We start from the raw sequence: 16,924 nt of genomic DNA on the forward strand, positions 1-16,924 counted from the left end.
CACCCAGCCCGTCCGGCGCTTGAGGACACCTCGCCCGCCGCAAGGCCGACCCACATCCACCCGGAGCCAACTCGCCAACCCGAGCCAATTCCAGCCCGTCCGGCGCTTGAGGACACCCCCCGGCCGCAAGGCCGACCCACATCCACCCGGAGCCAACTCCCCGACCCGAGCCAATTCCAGCCCGTCCGGCGCTTGAGGACACCCCCCGGCCGCAAGGCCGACCCACTTCCGTACAGCCCCCGCCCCCACCCAGCCCGTCCGGCGCTTGAGGACACACCGCAGCCCGTCCGGCGCCTGAGGACCCCCCACGCTGTCCGAGCGGAGCCATAGGCTGCACCGCATGACCACCGCCACCCCGATCTCGGCCCCCGAGGCCCGCAGAATCGCCCTCCGGGCCCAGGGCCTGCTCGGCGCCCCCGACCGCCGCGCGGCGACCCGCGGCGTGTTGCGGCACCTCGGCGCGGTGCAGCTCGACACCATCTCCGTCCTCGCACGCTCGCACGAACTCATCCCGTACGCGCGCCTGGGCGCGGTCAGCCGCCCCGCGATCGAAGAGGCGTACTGGGCCGCTCCCCCGGCCCCGGCCCACTCCTTCGAGTACTGGTCGCACGCCGCCTGCATCCTCCCGATCGAGGAGTGGCCGCACTTCGCGTTCCGCCGCCGCGGCTACCGCTCCCGTCCGCAGTGGAACCACGACCTGAGCCCCGCCGCCTACGACGCGGTGATCGCCCAACTCCGCACCGAGGGCCCGCAGACGGCCACGGAGCTCGGCGGCGCGAAGAACGGTGGCCCGTGGTGGGACTGGTCGGACGCGAAGATCGCGGTCGAGCGCGCCCTGATGTACGGCGAGGTGGTCTGCACCCGCCGCACCGGCTGGCGCCGCGTCTACGACCTCGCCGAACGGGCCGTCCCCAAGGAGCTGTTCCACGACGACCTCGACGACCTGGAGTGCACCCGCCGCCTGATCCGCCAGGCCGCCGCCGCCCTCGGCGTCGGCACCCGCTCCGACCTCGCCGACTACCACCGGCTGCGCGCCGAGCAGTTCGACGCGGTGATCGACGACTGCGGTCTGGTCCCGGTCACCGTGGAGGGCTGGGCCAAACCGGCCTGGGCCGACCCGAAGGCCCTGGAGACCGTCCCGCGCGGCCGCCACCGCACGACGCTGCTCTCCCCCTTCGACTCACTGATCTGGGAACGCGCCCGCACCGAGCGCCTGTTCGGCTTCACGCACCGCCTGGAGGCGTACGTCCCCAAGCCCAAGCGGGTGTACGGCTATTTCGCCATGCCCGTCCTGGCGGGAGGCCGTCTCGTGGGCCGGGTCGACCCGGCGCGCGAGGGCCGCACCCTGGTCGCCCGGCAGGCGTCCCTCGGCGGGGACCAGCCCGGCGGGGTCGCGGCGGAGAAGGCGGTAGGCCCGACGGCCGAGGCGCTCGCCGAGGCGGCGACCTGGGTCGGCTGCACGGAGATCCGCGTCGAACGCGTCGACCCCCCGGAGCTGCGCGCCGCCCTGACCGTGGAAGCGACGCGGGCCGTCGCGGCCCGGCAGTAGGGGGCAGGGCGGCAGAAAAGAGCGGCAGAAAAGAACCGAGGAGGAGGGGCCGGGGCCAGGAAGGGGCCGAGGCCGGGAAGAGGGCGCGGGGCGACTTGTCCGGCAACCCTCCGGAGCACGCACCCGCACGGACATCCGCCCGTACCCCGGCACGGACGCTCGCAGGGAAAGAACCCGTCGGCCTCGATCCGCCGACGTCGTCCCGTGAATCCGCCAACTCGTCGTTCATCCGCCGGGGCGACCCACGAAAGCACACCGCGCCGACCGGATCGGCGAAGCCTCCTGATCAGAAACCGCCAGGATCAAGGCCGCCGGGATAAGAAACCGCCAGGATCAGAAGCCGCCGGGATCAGCGGTCCCCCGGATCAGCAGCGGTCCTCCCGGATCAGCGGCTCCCGGATCAGCGGATCAGCGGATCAGCGGATCTCCAGGATCTTCTCCCGCATCGCGTACACCACGGCCTCCATCCTGGAGTGCAGCTGGAGCTTCTCCAGGATGTTGCGGACGTGGTTCTTCACGGTGTTCTCGCTGATGAACAGCTCTTTGGCGATGTCCCGGTTGTTCATCCCGGTGGCGACGAGCTTCAGTACCTCAAGCTCCCGGTCGGTCAGCCGGGGCGCGGGCACCAGGCGCCGTTCGTCGGTGCGCTGGATCATCGACTTGAACTCGGTCAGCAGCTTCGAGGCCATCGAGGGGCTGATCTGGGACTGCCCGTCGGCCACCGCGCGGATCGCCGTGGCCACCTCGTCGGTCGAGATCTCCTTGAGCAGATAGCCCGTGGCCCCGGCCTTGATCGCGTCGTAGAGGTCGGCCTCCTCGTCGCTGATCGTCAGCATGATGATCTTCGCGCTGGGGGCCACCTCCTTGATGGCGGTGCACGCCTCGATCCCGCCGCGCTTAGGCATCCTGACGTCCATGAGGACGATGTCGGGCAACAGGTCGGTGGCCTTCTCGACGGCCTCCGAGCCGTCCCCGGCCTCGCCGACGACCTGGATGTCCTCCTCGGCGGCCAGCACGATCTCCAGCCCGCGCCGGAACAGCGCGTGGTCGTCGACGACCAGGACCCTGATGGGCTCCTCACGCGGCCGGGCCGCCGCCTCCGGGAGGAGGTCGACGGAGCCGCCGTCGACGCCCTCGTCCCGAACCGGTCCGAAGCTGTCCGCCATCGTCTCTCCCCCTGCAGGCCACGACCTGATGTCAACTGTGCCAACCCGGGTCGGCAGCGCACCGGTTGGCCGATCCGGCCATGATTCCATGGACCGGCACAGCGACGACGTACCCATCGCGGCAGGCTGATGCCCCTGGGGGCGCATCAGCGCACGCCAGGGGCATGGGAGGGCCGCCCGCGCGGCCGACCGCGCGGGGAGCTCTTTTCAGTCTTCCGGCTGACCCCCGAGCGCTCCGCCGGCCCCTGCGGGCTCGGGCGCCGAGGCGATCATCGGATCGGTGTTGAGGTGAATCACGCCGTAGTCGTAGGCGTGGCGCCGGTAGACGACGCTGGGCTCCTTGGACTCCGCGTCCACGAAGAGGTAGAAGTCGTGCCCCACCAGTTCCATCTCGTACAGCGCCTGGTCCAGCGACATCGGCGCGGCCACGTGGTTCTTCTCGCGGACGACGAGGGGCCCGTCCCCCTGCACCTCCAGCGAGCCGACCTTCGTCGTGGGCACGCCGTCGTCCGGCTCGGTGTCACCGACGAACGTGCCGTCCTCGTTGAGCTCCGCGGCGTCCGGGATGCGTTCGCCCACCTCGGCCGCGGTCAGCCGGTCGCTGCCCCTGCGGGAGCGGCGCTTGTCGTGCTCCTTGCGCATCCGTGCCGCGAGCTTCGCCGTCGCGAGGTCGAGAGCCGCGTAGGGGTCGGCCGCGCAGGCCTCCGCGCGGATCACCGGCCCCTTCGAACGCAGGGTGATCTCCACCCGGTCGCAGCGGTCGGCCTGACGCGGGTTGTGTTCCTTGGACACCTCGACGTCCAGACTCATCACCTTGCCGTCGAGCTTCAGGATCTTGTCCACGTTCAGCTTCTCGGCCACGTGCTTGCGGAACCGCTCGGGCACCTCGGTCTTGCGGCCCTTGACGACGATGTCGATGTCCACGCAGAACTCCGTTCCCGGATTCACTCCGCCTTCGGCGGAGAATCTCCCTCTTGCACCAGGCTTCCGGCTCGTTCCCCGAAAGCCCCGGACTCGGTGGCTTCCACCTCCTCCACCCCACGGGGGGGCACGATGCCCGGACACCCGCCTCGGCGTGACCACCGGGCAGCGTGTTCGGCTTCATCGAGGGGCGACATCTCGCTGAGAAATGGCTTGAACCTTTCCTCACCTCCGAACATAGCTCGATCGGAGGGGTGTCGGCACCCTCTACCGGCCATTACCTCCGTTCAGGGGAACTACTCCGTACTTCACCTGCGATGACGAAAGTTTTTTGTCGGTTCCGGTTTATTTCGAAGGGGCGCGGAGAGGCAGCGACGACGGCCGCGGTGATCATTTCCCGTTCCCGCGTCATGGCCCGCACCTCGTGTCTCCGTGCACGTCTCTCCGTGGTTCCCGCGTCCCCCGTTTCCGGGGCTTGCGCCGTTGTCAGGACTCCTTCCACATCTGCGGCGCGTAATGCACGGGCGGCCTCGGTAATCGTGGCCCCGGTCGTCATCAGGTCGTCGACCAGGACCAGGACGGTGCCCACGGACCGGCCCGTGCGCGTCGCGGGCCGCAGCAGGACCTCGCAGCGGGGCCTGACCTCCAGGGCACCCGACAGGTTCGCGAACCGCTCGGCGGCGTCCAGCCCCGCCTGGTCGCGTACGGCACCGCGCAGGCGCAGCACGGGCGCCGACCGCGCGAGGAGGCCCTGCGCGCGCAGCGTCCCTGCCGCCGCCCGGGCGAGGCGCAGCACCGGGTCGTGGCCCCGGGCCCGCACCGCCGCCCCCGCCGAGGGCACCGGCACCAGGACGACCTCAGGGCCCGGCGACCGGCCCTGCTCGCGGGACCGGTCAGTGGCTGACGCCCCCCGGCCCCCGCCCACCGCGTCCGCCACGGAGTGCCGCACCGCTCCGGCGAGGGCGGGTCCGAGTACCCGCGCCAGCCCGAGGGCGCCGCGTTCCTTGTGCGCGAGCAGCAGGGCCCGCACCGCGTCCCCGTACGCGGCCGCGGCGGTCACCGGGGGCAGGCCCTCCGGCACCCGCTGAGGCCACACCCGCAGGGGCGGCGCACCGCACAGAGCCTCCCGGCACCGCCGGCACACGTGCGTACGAGGGGCCCCGCAGCCCCCGCACTCGGCCGGCAGCACCAGGTCGGCGAAGTCCTCCCACCACCCGCGCATACCGCCACTGTGCCAAGCGTCCAGCCGCCCGGCCACCCCTGTGGAAAACCCCCTGTGGACAACCACTGTGGGCAACGCTCCGAGCCGTTCCGCCGACGACGCCGCCCACGAGAGCGCCGCCCACCAGCGGCCCGTGCGGCCCCCTGCGCGACCGCCTGGGCCGGGCCCGCGGCCGCACCCGCTACCCGGGGTAGAAGGGCGCCGTCCCGTCCTTGAACACCGTCTGCCAGTTACCCCCGGCCGGGAGCCGGACGATGCCGTCGTCCGAGTGCGCGATCAGCGGCTGCCCGGCGTCGCCGGAGGACGCCACGTCGGTCACCCCGGTCAGCCCGGGCAGCGAGGCCTTCGCGGGGACCGAGCCGTCGCTCTGCACGTACCGCAGTTGCTGCACCCCGCGCGACTCGCGCCCGACGACGACGAGCCGGCTGCCCCCGGCCCAGGACATCGCGGTGACCTCCTCCATCTGCGGGGCGGCCGACCGCAGTCCGGCCACCGAGACCTTCGGGTGCTCGGCCGTGCCCGAGCGCTCGATCCGTCCGGTCCGCAGCGAGGTCGTACCGCCGTCCCGGATCAGCAGCGCGATCCGCACCCCGTCGGCCGACACCCGCACCGACTCGATCCGCGCCTTCGCGCCGAGACCGGAGACCGGCACCTCGACGGGTTCGCCCGCGCCCTGGTTCAGCCACAGCAGCCGGGGCGCGCGCGGGTCCCGGTCGGCCACCCACAGGTCGCCGAACCCGTCCCAGCTCGGCGTGGACAGACGGTCCTTCTCGTCCTTGGCCGTACTGCGCACCCCGGTCGTGTCCAGCGACTCCTTGCCGCCGAGTTCCGCCGTGAACAGCCGCTTCCCGTCGAGCGAGACGCCGGCCGCCCGCTCCTCGTCGAGGGAGACCGCGGCCGAGCGCAGCGACTGCTCGCCCTCACCCAGGGGTCCGGGCACCCGGACCTCGGTGGTGCGGCTGTCGGCCCGGCCGGACATCCGGACGAGCCGGTGCTCCTTGTCCAAGAAGTACTGGTAGGCGGCGTGGCCCGCGGTGCGCGAGGTGACCAGGTTGTCGGCCTGCTCGTCGTCGACGACGCACAACTGCGTGTCGTTCTCCCCGCGCAGCTCGACCTGGTCCACGCTCGTCGACGTCAGGTCCTTGAGGGAGTAGATGAGCTGCGCGGCCATCTGCCGGCACTGCCCGAGGTGGACGTCCTTCGACGTCTTGTTGAGCGGGACGACGAGCAGGTTCTGGTCGTCCGGCGCGAGGGACTTCGTGCCCTTGCGCAGCCGCGTGCCCTCCGGGAACGGCGAGTCGGCCACCCCGCTCAGCCAGCTCGTGGGGCCCTTCAGCAGCTCCTGGACGGTGACCGTGACCGGGTCCTCCCACGAGCGCACGTAGATCGGGTCGGCGACCAGCCGCTGCTGGGCCTGCGTCCCGTTCACCGAACGCGCCCCGAAGTAGTACTTGTTGACGGGCCAGTAGAGGCGCTGGAAGTCGAGCCGCCCGAGCACCACCCCGGCCGGCGGCCGGTCGATCCGCCACTCCTGGTCGCCCTTGTCCCCCTTGGCGCCGCGGACGAGATGGATGGTCTCCTCGTACGACTGCTCGTGCGGCCGGTACGCGAGCCGGCTGTCGACCCGGGCGACCTCCTGGCCGGTGAGCGTGAACGTGTACTCCTCACGGTCCTTGTCGGACGCCCCCTCCTCCTCGGAGTGGACGCCCGCCCCGTCCGTGAGCACGGTCGTCGACTGCTCGGGACGCCACTTGCGCGAGGCGTCCTCGGTCAGGTACTTGCGGGCCACCGCGTAGTCGGGGTCCTCGCTGGTCAGCGCCTCCAGGAAGCCCTCGACGACCTCCACCGGCTCCGCGCCCTCCCGCGGGGCGAGCGCGAACACCCGCACCCGCGAATCGGTGCGCGGCGAGGAGTCGACGGGCTGGACGTCGCCGCTGTCCGGCATCGAGGCGCAGCCGCTGACCAGCAGGGCCGCCGAGGCCAGCGCCGCACCCGTCCACCAGCGCCGTTCAGCTCTCATGCCGCCCCGTCCCCCGCTCGGCCCCGAAGGCCCCGTCGTCCACCGCACCCCGCACGTCCTCGTCCCCGCCCTCGTCCACTCCGACCGCCGTGCCCGGGGCGTGCCCGGACCGCCGCGCGGCCGTGCCGTTACGCGGCGCGGCGCCCCGCTCGGTGGTGCCCCGGGTCACGACCCGGGCCCCGCTGCCGGGCAGCGCCGTCGGGTCCGCCGAGGGCGGCGCGGTGCCGCGCAGCGGTACGGGCCCGCGCGCGGGCACCGACACGCCGCACTCCTCGCCCGGTGACCGCGGCTCGGCGCCCGCCCCGCGCGCGGGAGTGGCCGTACGGGACCGCGCCTCGCGCGCCGCCTCCCGCTCCGCCCGCCGGGCCCGGGAGTCCTCGGGCTCCAGCGGTATCGGCGATCCGCGCAGCGGCTCGTCCGCCGTCCTCGGCAGGGTCAGCCGGAACTGCGAACCGCCGCCCGGCTCACCCCACGCCTGAAGCCAGCCGCCGTGCAGCCGCGCGTCCTCCAGCGCGATGGACAGGCCCAGGCCCGTACCGCCGGTCGTCCTGGCCCGCGCCGGGTCGGCGCGCCAGAACCGGCTGAACACCCGCGTCGCCTCGCCGGGCTTCAGCCCGACGCCGTAGTCGCGTACGGCGACGGCGACCGCACCACCGGCGGAGGCCAGCCGCACCACCACCTCGCGGCCCTCCCCGTGCTCGACCGCGTTGACCACGAGATTGCGCAGCACCCGCTCGATGCGGCGGGCGTCCGCCTCCGCTATCACCGGCTGCTGGTCGCCCGTGATCAGGATGCGGCTGCCCTTGTGCGCGGCGAGCGGCTCCGCGCCGCTGACGGCCCGGCGCACCACCTCGCGCAGGTCGATCGCGTCGGCCTCCAGCGCGGCGGCCCCCGCGTCGAAACGGCTGATCTCCAGCAGGTCGGCGAGCAGCGACTCGAAGCGGTCCAGCTGATCGGCGAGCAGCTCCGCCGACCGGGCCGTGACCGCGTCGAAGTCGGACCGCGCCTCGTGGATGACGTCGGCCGCCATCCGCACGGTCGTCAGCGGCGTCCGCAGCTCGTGCGACACGTCCGACACGAAACGCCGCTGCAGCCGCGACAACTCCTCCAACTGCTGGATCTTGAGCTGGAGGTTCTGCGCCATCTTGTTGAACGCCTCGCCCAGGCGCGCGATGTCGTCCTCGCCGGTGACCTTCATCCGTTCCTGGAGCCGGCCCGCGGACAGCCGCTCCGCGATGGACGCCGCCATCCGCACCGGGGTCACGACCTGCCGCACCACGAGCCAGGCGATGGCGCCGAGCAGCACGACGACGAACAACCCGGCCGTCGCGAGCGTCGTCTTGACCAGGCTGAGCGTCTTCTCCTCCTGCTCCAGCGAGAACAGGTAGTACAGCTGGTAGGGGGTGCCGGTCGGATCGTTCAGCTCGCGGCCGATCACGAGGGCGGGCTTCGGCTGCTCCCCGTTGATGTACACGATGCGGGTGTAACTGCGCAGCGCGCCGCTGCTGCGCGTCACCTCGTCCCGCAGTGCGGCGGGGACGCTCTCGACCGGCTGCACCCCGCCCGAGGCCCGCGGCCCCCGGCTGCTGGTCGACTCACCGGTGTCCTTCGCGCCGAGGGCCACGACGTCGAAGGAGCCCTGGCCCCCGCTGGACAGCTGGGTGGCCAGGTCCGACAACCACTGGATGACGTTCTGCGGGGCGCTGCCGTCGGGCGTGGCCGCGCCGCCGGAACTGTTGTCCGGGCCTCCCACCGCGCCGGCCGCGTTGGCCTGCTCCTGCGCGACGAGGAAACCGCCCCTGGCCTGACTCTGGGCGGCCTTCTCCTTCGCGTCGAGCAGCCCGTTGCGCACCTGGCCCACGACGACGAAGCCGAGCAGCAGGACGACGCCCAGCGACATCAGGAGCGTCGTCACCACGATCTTGAGCTGCAGGTTGCGCCGCCACAGCCGCGCCGCGGGCAGCAGCGGACGCCGCACCCAGCGCGTGAACAGGCGCAGGAAAGGGCTGCCGTTCACCCCGCCGCCCAGGGCCCGGCCCCCGTCCACGAGGCGGCCCAGCCGCGTACCCCTGCCCCGGACGGTCCGCTCGGGCGGGCCCACCGGTGTCCGGCCGGTCGCCGAAGCGGCACTGTCCCGGGACATGTCAGCTCGGTCCGGCCTTGTAGCCGACACCGCGCACGGTCACCACGATCTCGGGCCGCTCGGGGTCCCGCTCGACCTTCGAGCGCAACCGCTGGACGTGCACGTTGACCAGCCGCGTGTCCGCCGCGTGCCGGTACCCCCACACCTGCTCCAGCAGCACCTCGCGGGTGAACACCTGCCAGGGCTTGCGGGCGAGCGCGACCAGCAGGTCGAACTCCAGCGGGGTCAGCGCGATCGACTGCCCCTCCCGCTTCACGGAATGACCCGCCACGTCGATCACCAGATCGCCGATCGTCAACTGCTCGGGGGCCGGCTCCTCCGACCTGCGCAGCCGTGCCCGGATGCGCGCCACCAACTCCTTCGGTTTGAACGGCTTCACGATGTAGTCGTCGGCCCCGGACTCCAGGCCCACCACCACGTCCACCGTGTCGCTCTTGGCCGTGAGCATCACAATGGGGATGCCCGATTCCGCACGGATGAGCCGGCACACCTCGATGCCGTCCCTCCCGGGCAGCATCAGGTCCAGCAGCACCAGATCGGGCTTGGTGTCGCGGAAGGCAGCCAACGCCTTGTCCCCGTCCGCCACGAACGACGGCTCGAAACCTTCACCACGCAGCACAATGCCGAGCATCTCGGCCAGTGCGGTGTCGTCGTCGACGACAAGGACTCGTCCCTTCATGCCTGACATCATCCCATTAGCTCATCGTTACCTGACGTGACCTGGCACACAGCTCCTGCAGGGCGGCCCCCGTGACCGGGGAAACCACCCCTTCCTCCGTGACGATCGCGGTCACCAGTTCCGGCGGCGTCACGTCGAACGCGGGGTTGTACGCCTGCGTCCCCAGGGGCGCCAGCGGCACCCCCGTACCCGCTTCGATCCCCGGGACCCGCGCGTGCGGGGCGGTGATCTCGGTGACCTCGTGGCCCCCGCGCTGCTCGACCTCGATCGCCCCGCCGTCCGGCGTCCCGAGGTCCACCGTGGTGACCGGCGCGACCACGACGAACGGCACATGGTGATAGCGGGCGAGCACCGCGAGCGGATAACTGCCCACCTTGTTCGCCACCGATCCGTCCGCGGCGATCCGGTCGGCGCCGATCAGCACCGCGTCCACCTCACCCGCCGCGAACAGTGAACCCGCCGCGTTGTCCGTCAACAAGGTGTACGCCATTCCGCGCCGCGCCGCCTCGTACGCGGTGAGCCGGGACCCCTGGAGCAGCGGCCGGGTCTCGTCCACCCAGAGCCGCCGCAGCCGTCCTCGGCGGTGAGCGGCGAGCGCCACCGCGAAGGCCGTGCCCTCGCCGCCGGACACGAGCGCGCCGGTGTTGCAGTGCGTGAGCAGCCGGAGACCGCCGCCCGGCAGGAGTTCGTCGAGCAGGGCCAGACCGTGCCGGGCCATCGCCGAGGACGCCGCCGCGTCCTCCCGGTGCAGGGCCCGCGCCTCTTCGAGCGCCGCGGCAGCCGCGCCGGCCCGGTCCTCGCCCGCGGCGAGCGCCGCGCCGAAGGCACGCTGTGCCCGGCGTGCGCCCCGGGCGAGGTTCACGGCGGTGGGGCGCGCCCCCGCGAGGGCGTCGGCGGCCTCGTCCACGTCGAAGCCCCGGGCGGCCGAGAGCGCCACCCCGTAGGCACCGGCGATACCGAGCAGCGGCGCTCCGCGCACCGCGAGGGTGCGGATCGCCTGCACCAGCGCGGGCGCGTCCGTGCACACCAGCTCGGCCTCCTCGGCCGGCAACCGGGTCTGGTCGAGGAGGACCACGACGGGTCCTTCGGGCGGCTCCTCCCAGCGGATCGCGGATATGTCGGGGGGCGGTGTCTGCGCAGCTTGCGCGTGCGGATCGGCCATCCGCTCAGTCTGCCCTCTGGGAGCCGGACAATTGAAGACGCGCAGCCCATGCGGCACCTGGTCCACTGGGCGCGCCCCCATGACACGATGGCTGCCAAGCTGCCGCCGCGACCGCGGCCGGGCACCGTGAAGGAGCGACGATGAACGACACTCCGGGCTGGGCCTCGCCCGGATCGGGCCCCTCGAACGGTCCGGACCGGAGCGCACAGGGCGAGGACGACCACGGCCAGGACGTGCGGGATCAGGACGGCTCCCGGAGCCGGGCCGCCGACGACCGGGACGGGCCGGACGGCCGCCCTGCCGACGACCAGTGGGCGAAGCAGCAGCCGCCCCCCGCCTCCTGGACGTCTCCCGGCACCCCCGGCCCGGGCCCGCAGTCGCCCTCCGGTGTCCCCGGCCGGCAGCCGCAGGTGCCGCCGCAGCAGGGCCCTCCTCAGCAGCACGGCCCGCAGAGCTGGGGCGCCCCGGGCACCCCGCCGTCCGGGCCCCCTCCCGCTCCGCCCGGCCCCGGCGGAGGCGGACCCGGCGGCGGCTGGGGCGCTCCGGGGAACGGCTGGGGCGGGCCCGGTGGCGGCTGGGGCGGCGGACCCGCGGGCTGGGGAGGGCCGCCTCCCGCCGCCAAGCCGGGCGTCATCCCGCTGCGTCCGCTCGGCGTCGGCGAGATACTCGACGGTGCGGTGTCCACGATGCGCGCCTACTGGCGCCCCGTCCTCGGCATCTCCCTGACCGTCGCCGCCTTCACCCAGGTCCTGTCGGTCGTGGTCCAGGGCCTCTTCCTGGACTCCGTCGACTCCGACGCCCTGTCCGACCCCTCGGCGAGCTTCAGCGAGATCAGCGACGCCCTCGGCACCACCCTGGTGGGCAGCGCCGTCGTCCAGCTCATCGCCCTGCTCGGGTCGATCGTCGCGACGGCCATGCTCACCATGATCATCAGCCGCGCCGTCATCGCCCGGCCGGCGACGACGGGCGAGGCCTGGCGCGACGCCCGCCCGCAACTGTGGCGGCTGCTCGGCGTGACCCTCCTCGTCCCGGTGATCGTCATCGCGACGGTCCTCGTCTGCACACTGCCCGGCATCGTGGTGAGCGCCGTCGGCCCGGCCGACGGAGGTCTCGCCCTGGCGGTCCTGGGCGGCCTCGCCGGACTCGTCCTCGCCGTCTGGCTCTACGTCCGGTTCGTCCTGGCCTCCCCCGCGCTGATGCTTGAGAAGCAGGGCGTCATCGCCTCGCTGCGCCGCTCGGCGAAGCTCGTACGGGGCTCCTGGTGGCGGGTCTTCGGCATCCAGCTGCTCACCCTGGTGCTGGCGGTCATGGTCCAGGGCATCATCGGCATCCCCTTCGGGCTGATCGCCGCGGTGTTCGGCGGTGACCAGGTCGGCAACTTCCTCGTCGAGGGCGGCGACTTCGGCTGGACGTACCTGATCGTCTCGGCCGTGGGCACCGTGATCGCCACGACCTTCACCTTCCCGATCACCGCGGGAGTCACGGTCCTCCTCTACGTCGACCAGCGCATCCGCCGCGAGGCCCTGGACATCGAACTCGCCTCGGCCGCCAACCGCCAGGCCCCCGGCCGCTCCGACGCCGCCCCCGGGAGCTGACGGGGTGACAGCCACGGGGGGAACACCGTCCTGGGCGGCCGCCGACGGCCTCGCCCGCGCCACGGACACGCCACCGCTGACCGTGCCGGCCGAGGACGCGCGCCGGGCCGCCGAGCGCGAGCTGAGCAGGCCGATGTACCACGAGCACGACCCCAACCTGTTCCAGCGCGCCCTCAACCGCTTCTGGGACTGGGCCGGCGGCCTCCTGGACCGGGCCGCCGGAGCGACCCCGGGCGGAACCCTGGGGCTCGTGGCCGTCGTCCTCGTCGTCGCTCTCGCCCTGCTGGCCCTGTGGTGGCGGCTCGGTTCCCCCCGCAGCTCCCGCACCACGCCCACGGCCCCGCTCTTCGACACCCGCCCGCGCAGCGCGGCCGAGCACCGGGCGACCGCGGAGGCCCACGCCGCCCGCGGCCACTGGAACGCGGCCGTGCAGGAACGCATGCGCGCCGTCTTCCGCGCCCTGGAGGAACGCGCCCTGCTCGATCCGCGGCCCGGACGCACCGCCGACGAGGCCGCCGCCGAAGCCGGCCGCTGCCTCCCCGCGTACGACAGGGAACTGCACTCCGCCGCCCGCGACTTCGACTCGGTCGCATACGGCGGCCACAGCGCCGACGCCGCCCTGTACGAACGGCTGACCGCCCTCGACACCGACGTCGAGGGCAGCCGCCCGGTCCTCACGACGGACGGGGGCGCAAGCCGGTGACCATGAGGCCCACAAGGACGACGAGGCCCACGAGCGCCACCGTCGCCCCGCCGTCCGCGCCCGCGGGATCCGTGCCGCTGAACAGGTCGCCCCGGCAGATATGGACCCGGAACCGGGGCCTGCTCATAGGCTTCACGATCCTGCTCGTCGCGGCGCTCGCGATAGCCCTGGCCCGCTCGGGCGCCCAGCACGGCCGGCTCGATCCGCGCTCCGCGGACCCGCAGGGCAGCAGAGCCGTCGCCGAACTCCTCAAGGACAGGGACGTCACGACCCGCGTCGTGACCACCCTCGACGGGGCCCGCGCGGCCCTCCGCCCCGACAGCACCCTCCTCGTCGCCCGCCCCGACGCGCTCAGCGCCGAAGGACGAACCGCTCTGCGGCGGACCTTCACCACCTCGGGCGCCCGCACGATCCTCGTCGCCCCCACCGTCTCGACACGGGACCTGCTCCCCGACGTCACCTTCGTGGGGACCAGCGACTCGACCGGCCTTCCCCCCTCCTGCGACCTGCCGGAGGCCCGCCGCGCCGGCCCGCTGTCGACCGGCGGACTGCGCTACTCCACCACCCGCGCCGGGGCCGACCTCTGCTACCTGAGCGAGGGCACCCCCACCGTCCTGCGCCTGCCGCACACCGCCGCCCAGCAGCGCGACGGGCACACCGCGCCCGGCGGGCCGCACGACCGGCAGCCCACCCAGGGCGACACGGTGGTCCTCGGCACCGCCGGCATCCTGGCCAACGAACATCTCGACGAGCGCGGCAACGCCTCGCTCGCTCTGCAACTCCTCGGCTCCCGCTCTCATCTGGTCTGGTACCTCCCTTCCTCCGACGACCCCGGCACCGACTCCTCCGGCACCGAGCACGAGCAGAGCTTCTTCGACCTCATCCCGTCCGGCTGGCGCTGGGGCACGCTCCAACTAGGCGTCGCGGCCCTCCTCACCGCCCTGTGGCGCTCTCGCCGGCTCGGCCCCCTCGTCGACGAGAACCTCCCGGTGGCGGTCCGCGCCTCCGAGACCGTCGAGGGCCGCGCCCGCCTCTACCGCAAGGCGGACGCCCGGGACCGCGCCGCGCAGACCCTCCGCTCGGCGGCACGCACCCGGCTCGCCGCCGTGCTCGGCGTCCCCGCCGCCGAAGCACACCTGCCGGAGACACTGCTGCCGCCCGTCGGTGCCCGGCTCCGCACCACCGCGCCCGACACCCTCCTGCCCCTCCTTTTCGGTCCACCGCCCGCGACCGATCTCGCACTTGTCACCCTCGCCGACCGCCTCGACGCCCTCGAAAGAGAGGTACGCACCTCATGACCGCCCCGACCGCCGACGTCCCTGGCGACGCGGACCAGGCCCGCGCGGCACTCGAATCGCTGCGCACGGAGATCGCCAAGGCGGTGGTGGGCCAGGACGCGACCGTGACAGGTCTCGTCGTCGCCCTCCTGTGCCGGGGCCACGTGCTGCTCGAAGGCGTCCCGGGCGTCGCCAAGACCCTCCTGGTGAGAGCCCTGGCCGCGTCACTCGAACTCGGCACCAAACGCGTGCAGTTCACCCCAGACCTGATGCCCGGCGACATCACCGGCTCCCTCGTCTACGACTCCCGCTCGTCGGAGTTCTCCTTCCAGCCCGGCCCCGTCTTCACCCACCTCCTGCTCGCGGACGAGATCAACCGCACCCCGCCCAAAACCCAGTCCTCCCTTCTGGAGGCGATGGAGGAGAGGCAGGTAACAGTGGACGGCGTCTCCCGCGCCCTGCCCGACCCCTTCCTGGTCGTTGCGACCCAGAACCCCGTGGAGTACGAGGGGACTTACCCTCTCCCCGAGGCCCAGCTCGACCGCTTCCTCCTCAAACTGAACGTGCCGCTCCCGTCCCGCGACGACGAGATCGGCGTACTGCTGCGCCACGCGGACGGCTTCAACCCCCGTGACCTCGTGGCCGCCGGCCTGCGCCCGGTGGCCACGGCCACCGACCTGGAGGCCGCCCGGCAGGCCGTGGCCAAGACCTCGGTCTCCCGCGAGATCGCGGGCTATGTCGTGGACGTGTGCCGCGCCACCCGCGAATCGCCGTCCCTGACCCTGGGCGTCTCTCCGCGAGGTGCTACCGCGCTGCTGTCCGCGGCCCGTGCCTGGGCCTGGCTCACCGGCCGCGACTACGTCATCCCCGACGATGTCAAAGCACTGGCCCTGCCGACGCTCCGCCACCGCGTCTCCCTGCGCCCGGAGGCGGAGATGGAAGGCGTGACAGCCGACTCCGTCATCTCGACACTGCTTCACCACGTCGCCGTACCGCGCTGAACCGAGGACTCATGGCTATCACCGGACGGGCCGCCCTCCTCGCGGCGATCGGCTCTCTTCCCGTAGGCGTCCTCGATCCCAGCTGGACGGGAATGCTCGCGGTCAACACTCCCCTCGCACTCGCAATGGTGTACGACTACGCCCTGGCCGCGCCAGTCAAATCCCTCTCTTTCACCCGATCCGGTGATACGTCAGTTCGACTCGGGGAGTCCGCCGAGGTCGGCCTGACCCTCGTCAATCCGTCAAAGCGCTTGCTGCGCGCCCGAGTCAGGGACGCGTGGCCGCCGAGCGCCTGGGCGCCGGGCACCTCGTACGAAGCGGCTCGTCACCGGGTGCGGGTGCCGGGCGGGGAACGCAGGCGGCTCACGACGTCCTTGCGGCCCTCCCGCCGTGGGGACCGCGAAGCGGTGCGCGTCACCGTCCGCTCCTTCGGTCCGCTGGGCCTGGCGGCGCGTCAGGGCAGTCACGCCGTTCCGTGGCAGGTCCGGGTGTTGCCGGCGTTCGCGAGCCGCCGCCATCTCCCGTCGCGGCTGGCCCGGTTGCGTGAACTGGACGGTCGCACGAGTACGTTGACGCGTGGCGCGGGAACGGAGTTCGACAGTCTCCGTGACTACGTGCCCGGGGACGACACCCGTTCCATCGACTGGCGGGCTTCGGCGCGCCGCAGGTCGACGGCGCTGCGTACGTGGCGCCCGGAGCGCGACCGGCGCATCCTCATCGTCCTCGACACGGGCCGTACGTCGGCGGGGCGGGTCGGTGACGCTCCTCGCCTGGACGCGGCGATGGACGCGGCCCTGCTGCTGGCCGCGCTGGCTTCCCGGGCGGGTGACCGGGTGGATCTCCTGGCGTACGACCGTCGGGTGCGCGCTCTGGTGAAGGGGAAGTCGGCCCACGAGTTGCTGCCCGCGATGGTGTCGGCGCTGGCTCCTCTGGAGCCCGAGCTGGTAGAGACGGACACGAGGGGGCTGGTGGGGGCTGCGCTGCGCAGTGCCTCGCGCGATGCGCTGGTCGTTCTCGTCTCCACCTTGGAGGCCGCGCCGGTCGAGGAGGGCCTGCTCCCTGTTCTGGCTCAGCTCACCAGGCGGCACCGTCTGGTGCTGGCCTCGGTGGCGGACCCCGAGGTACGGGAGATGGCCTCGGCCCGCGGGGATGTGGACGCGGTGTACCGGGCGGCTGCGGCGGAACAGCATCTGGCCGAGCGGGCCCGGGTCGCCGAGCAGTTGACGCGTCGGGGTGTGACGGTGGTCGACGCCGTCCCGGACGAGTTGCCGCCGGCTCTGGCTGACACGTATCTGGCGCTCAAGGCGGCCGGCCGGCTCTGACGGGGGCAGCCGCTCCGGTCTGTCCGGGCGGAATTCCCCTGCCCTCCTCATCACTCCTGGAAATCGCCCCCGGAACGCGGAAAAGCCCCGCACCATAAAGGTGCGGGGCTTCCCCAGCAAAAATTGTTCGGCGGCGTCCTACTCTCCCACAGGGTCCCCCCTGC

13 protein-coding genes are annotated in these 16,924 nt (G+C 72.9%); 6 read left to right on the top strand and 7 right to left on the bottom strand.

What is annotated here, in order from left to right; translation table 11 throughout:
* Nucleotides 1–340: 340 nt before the first annotated feature.
* Nucleotides 341–1,549 carry a crosslink repair DNA glycosylase YcaQ family protein gene (locus AB0J21_RS27675; protein ID WP_363148835.1) on the top strand — a complete coding sequence of 403 codons (1,209 nt, stop codon included), beginning with the start codon at nucleotides 341–343 and terminating at the stop codon, nucleotides 1,547–1,549.
* Between the two features lie 416 nt (nucleotides 1,550–1,965).
* Here AB0J21_RS27675 and AB0J21_RS27680 read toward each other — a convergent pair whose 3' ends face one another.
* The 7 genes from AB0J21_RS27680 to mtnA all read right to left on the bottom strand — a co-directional run bounded on the left by AB0J21_RS27680 (nucleotide 1,966) and on the right by mtnA (nucleotide 10,862).
* Nucleotides 1,966–2,715 carry a response regulator transcription factor gene (locus AB0J21_RS27680; RefSeq protein WP_363148836.1) on the bottom strand — a complete coding sequence of 250 codons (750 nt, stop codon included), beginning with the start codon at nucleotides 2,713–2,715 and terminating at the stop codon, nucleotides 1,966–1,968.
* 207 nt (nucleotides 2,716–2,922) lie between these two features.
* Nucleotides 2,923–3,639: a ribosome-associated translation inhibitor RaiA gene (raiA, locus tag AB0J21_RS27685; protein WP_363148837.1), complete on the bottom strand. Its 717-nt coding sequence runs from the start codon at nucleotides 3,637–3,639 to the stop codon at nucleotides 2,923–2,925.
* Nucleotides 3,640–3,913: 274 nt separating this feature from the next.
* Nucleotides 3,914–4,858 carry a ComF family protein gene (locus AB0J21_RS27690; RefSeq protein ID WP_363148838.1) on the bottom strand — a complete coding sequence of 315 codons (945 nt, stop codon included), beginning with the start codon at nucleotides 4,856–4,858 and terminating at the stop codon, nucleotides 3,914–3,916.
* 181 nt (nucleotides 4,859–5,039) lie between these two features.
* The gene (locus AB0J21_RS27695; protein ID WP_363148839.1) at nucleotides 5,040–6,878 is read right to left on the bottom strand and encodes an LpqB family beta-propeller domain-containing protein; all 1,839 of its coding nucleotides are present in this window, start codon (nucleotides 6,876–6,878) and stop codon (nucleotides 5,040–5,042) included.
* Nucleotides 6,868–9,021, bottom strand: coding sequence for an MtrAB system histidine kinase MtrB (gene mtrB / locus AB0J21_RS27700; protein WP_363148840.1), 2,154 nt, complete (start codon nucleotides 9,019–9,021; stop codon nucleotides 6,868–6,870). The genes AB0J21_RS27695 and mtrB overlap by 11 nt, the downstream gene beginning before the upstream one ends.
* Before the next feature lies 1 nt (nucleotide 9,022).
* On the bottom strand, nucleotides 9,023–9,712 hold the full coding sequence (mtrA, locus tag AB0J21_RS27705; protein WP_363148841.1) for a two-component system response regulator MtrA: 690 nt from the start codon (nucleotides 9,710–9,712) through the stop codon (nucleotides 9,023–9,025).
* A 4-nt stretch (nucleotides 9,713–9,716) separates the two neighbouring features.
* The gene (gene mtnA, locus AB0J21_RS27710) at nucleotides 9,717–10,862 is read right to left on the bottom strand and encodes an S-methyl-5-thioribose-1-phosphate isomerase (protein WP_363148842.1); all 1,146 of its coding nucleotides are present in this window, start codon (nucleotides 10,860–10,862) and stop codon (nucleotides 9,717–9,719) included.
* A 140-nt stretch (nucleotides 10,863–11,002) separates the two neighbouring features.
* On the opposite strand from mtnA, the gene AB0J21_RS27715 reads away from it, so the two are divergent.
* From AB0J21_RS27715 to AB0J21_RS27735, 5 genes are all read left to right on the top strand, one after another.
* Entirely contained in the window at nucleotides 11,003–12,457 is a 1,455-nt protein-coding gene (locus AB0J21_RS27715) for a glycerophosphoryl diester phosphodiesterase membrane domain-containing protein (RefSeq protein ID WP_363148843.1), read from the top strand.
* Nucleotides 12,458–12,461: 4 nt separating this feature from the next.
* Nucleotides 12,462–13,160 (top strand): DUF4129 domain-containing protein, encoded by a 699-nt coding sequence (locus AB0J21_RS27720; RefSeq protein ID WP_363148844.1) that lies wholly within the window; start codon nucleotides 12,462–12,464, stop codon nucleotides 13,158–13,160.
* A gap of 71 nt (nucleotides 13,161–13,231) precedes the next feature.
* A complete protein-coding gene (locus AB0J21_RS27725; RefSeq protein WP_363148845.1) occupies nucleotides 13,232–14,458 on the top strand; it encodes a DUF4350 domain-containing protein in 1,227 nt (408 codons plus the stop codon).
* Nucleotides 14,455–15,438 (top strand): MoxR family ATPase, encoded by a 984-nt coding sequence (locus AB0J21_RS27730; RefSeq protein WP_363148846.1) that lies wholly within the window; start codon nucleotides 14,455–14,457, stop codon nucleotides 15,436–15,438. The genes AB0J21_RS27725 and AB0J21_RS27730 overlap by 4 nt, the downstream gene beginning before the upstream one ends.
* Nucleotides 15,439–15,449: 11 nt before the next feature.
* Nucleotides 15,450–16,760 (top strand): DUF58 domain-containing protein, encoded by a 1,311-nt coding sequence (locus tag AB0J21_RS27735; RefSeq protein WP_363148847.1) that lies wholly within the window; start codon nucleotides 15,450–15,452, stop codon nucleotides 16,758–16,760.
* The last annotated feature ends 164 nt before the right edge of the window (nucleotides 16,761–16,924 follow it).

The sequence above is a fragment of the Streptomyces sp. NPDC049954 genome, assembly GCF_040656295.1.
Lineage (GTDB): Bacteria > Actinomycetota > Actinomycetes > Streptomycetales > Streptomycetaceae > Streptomyces.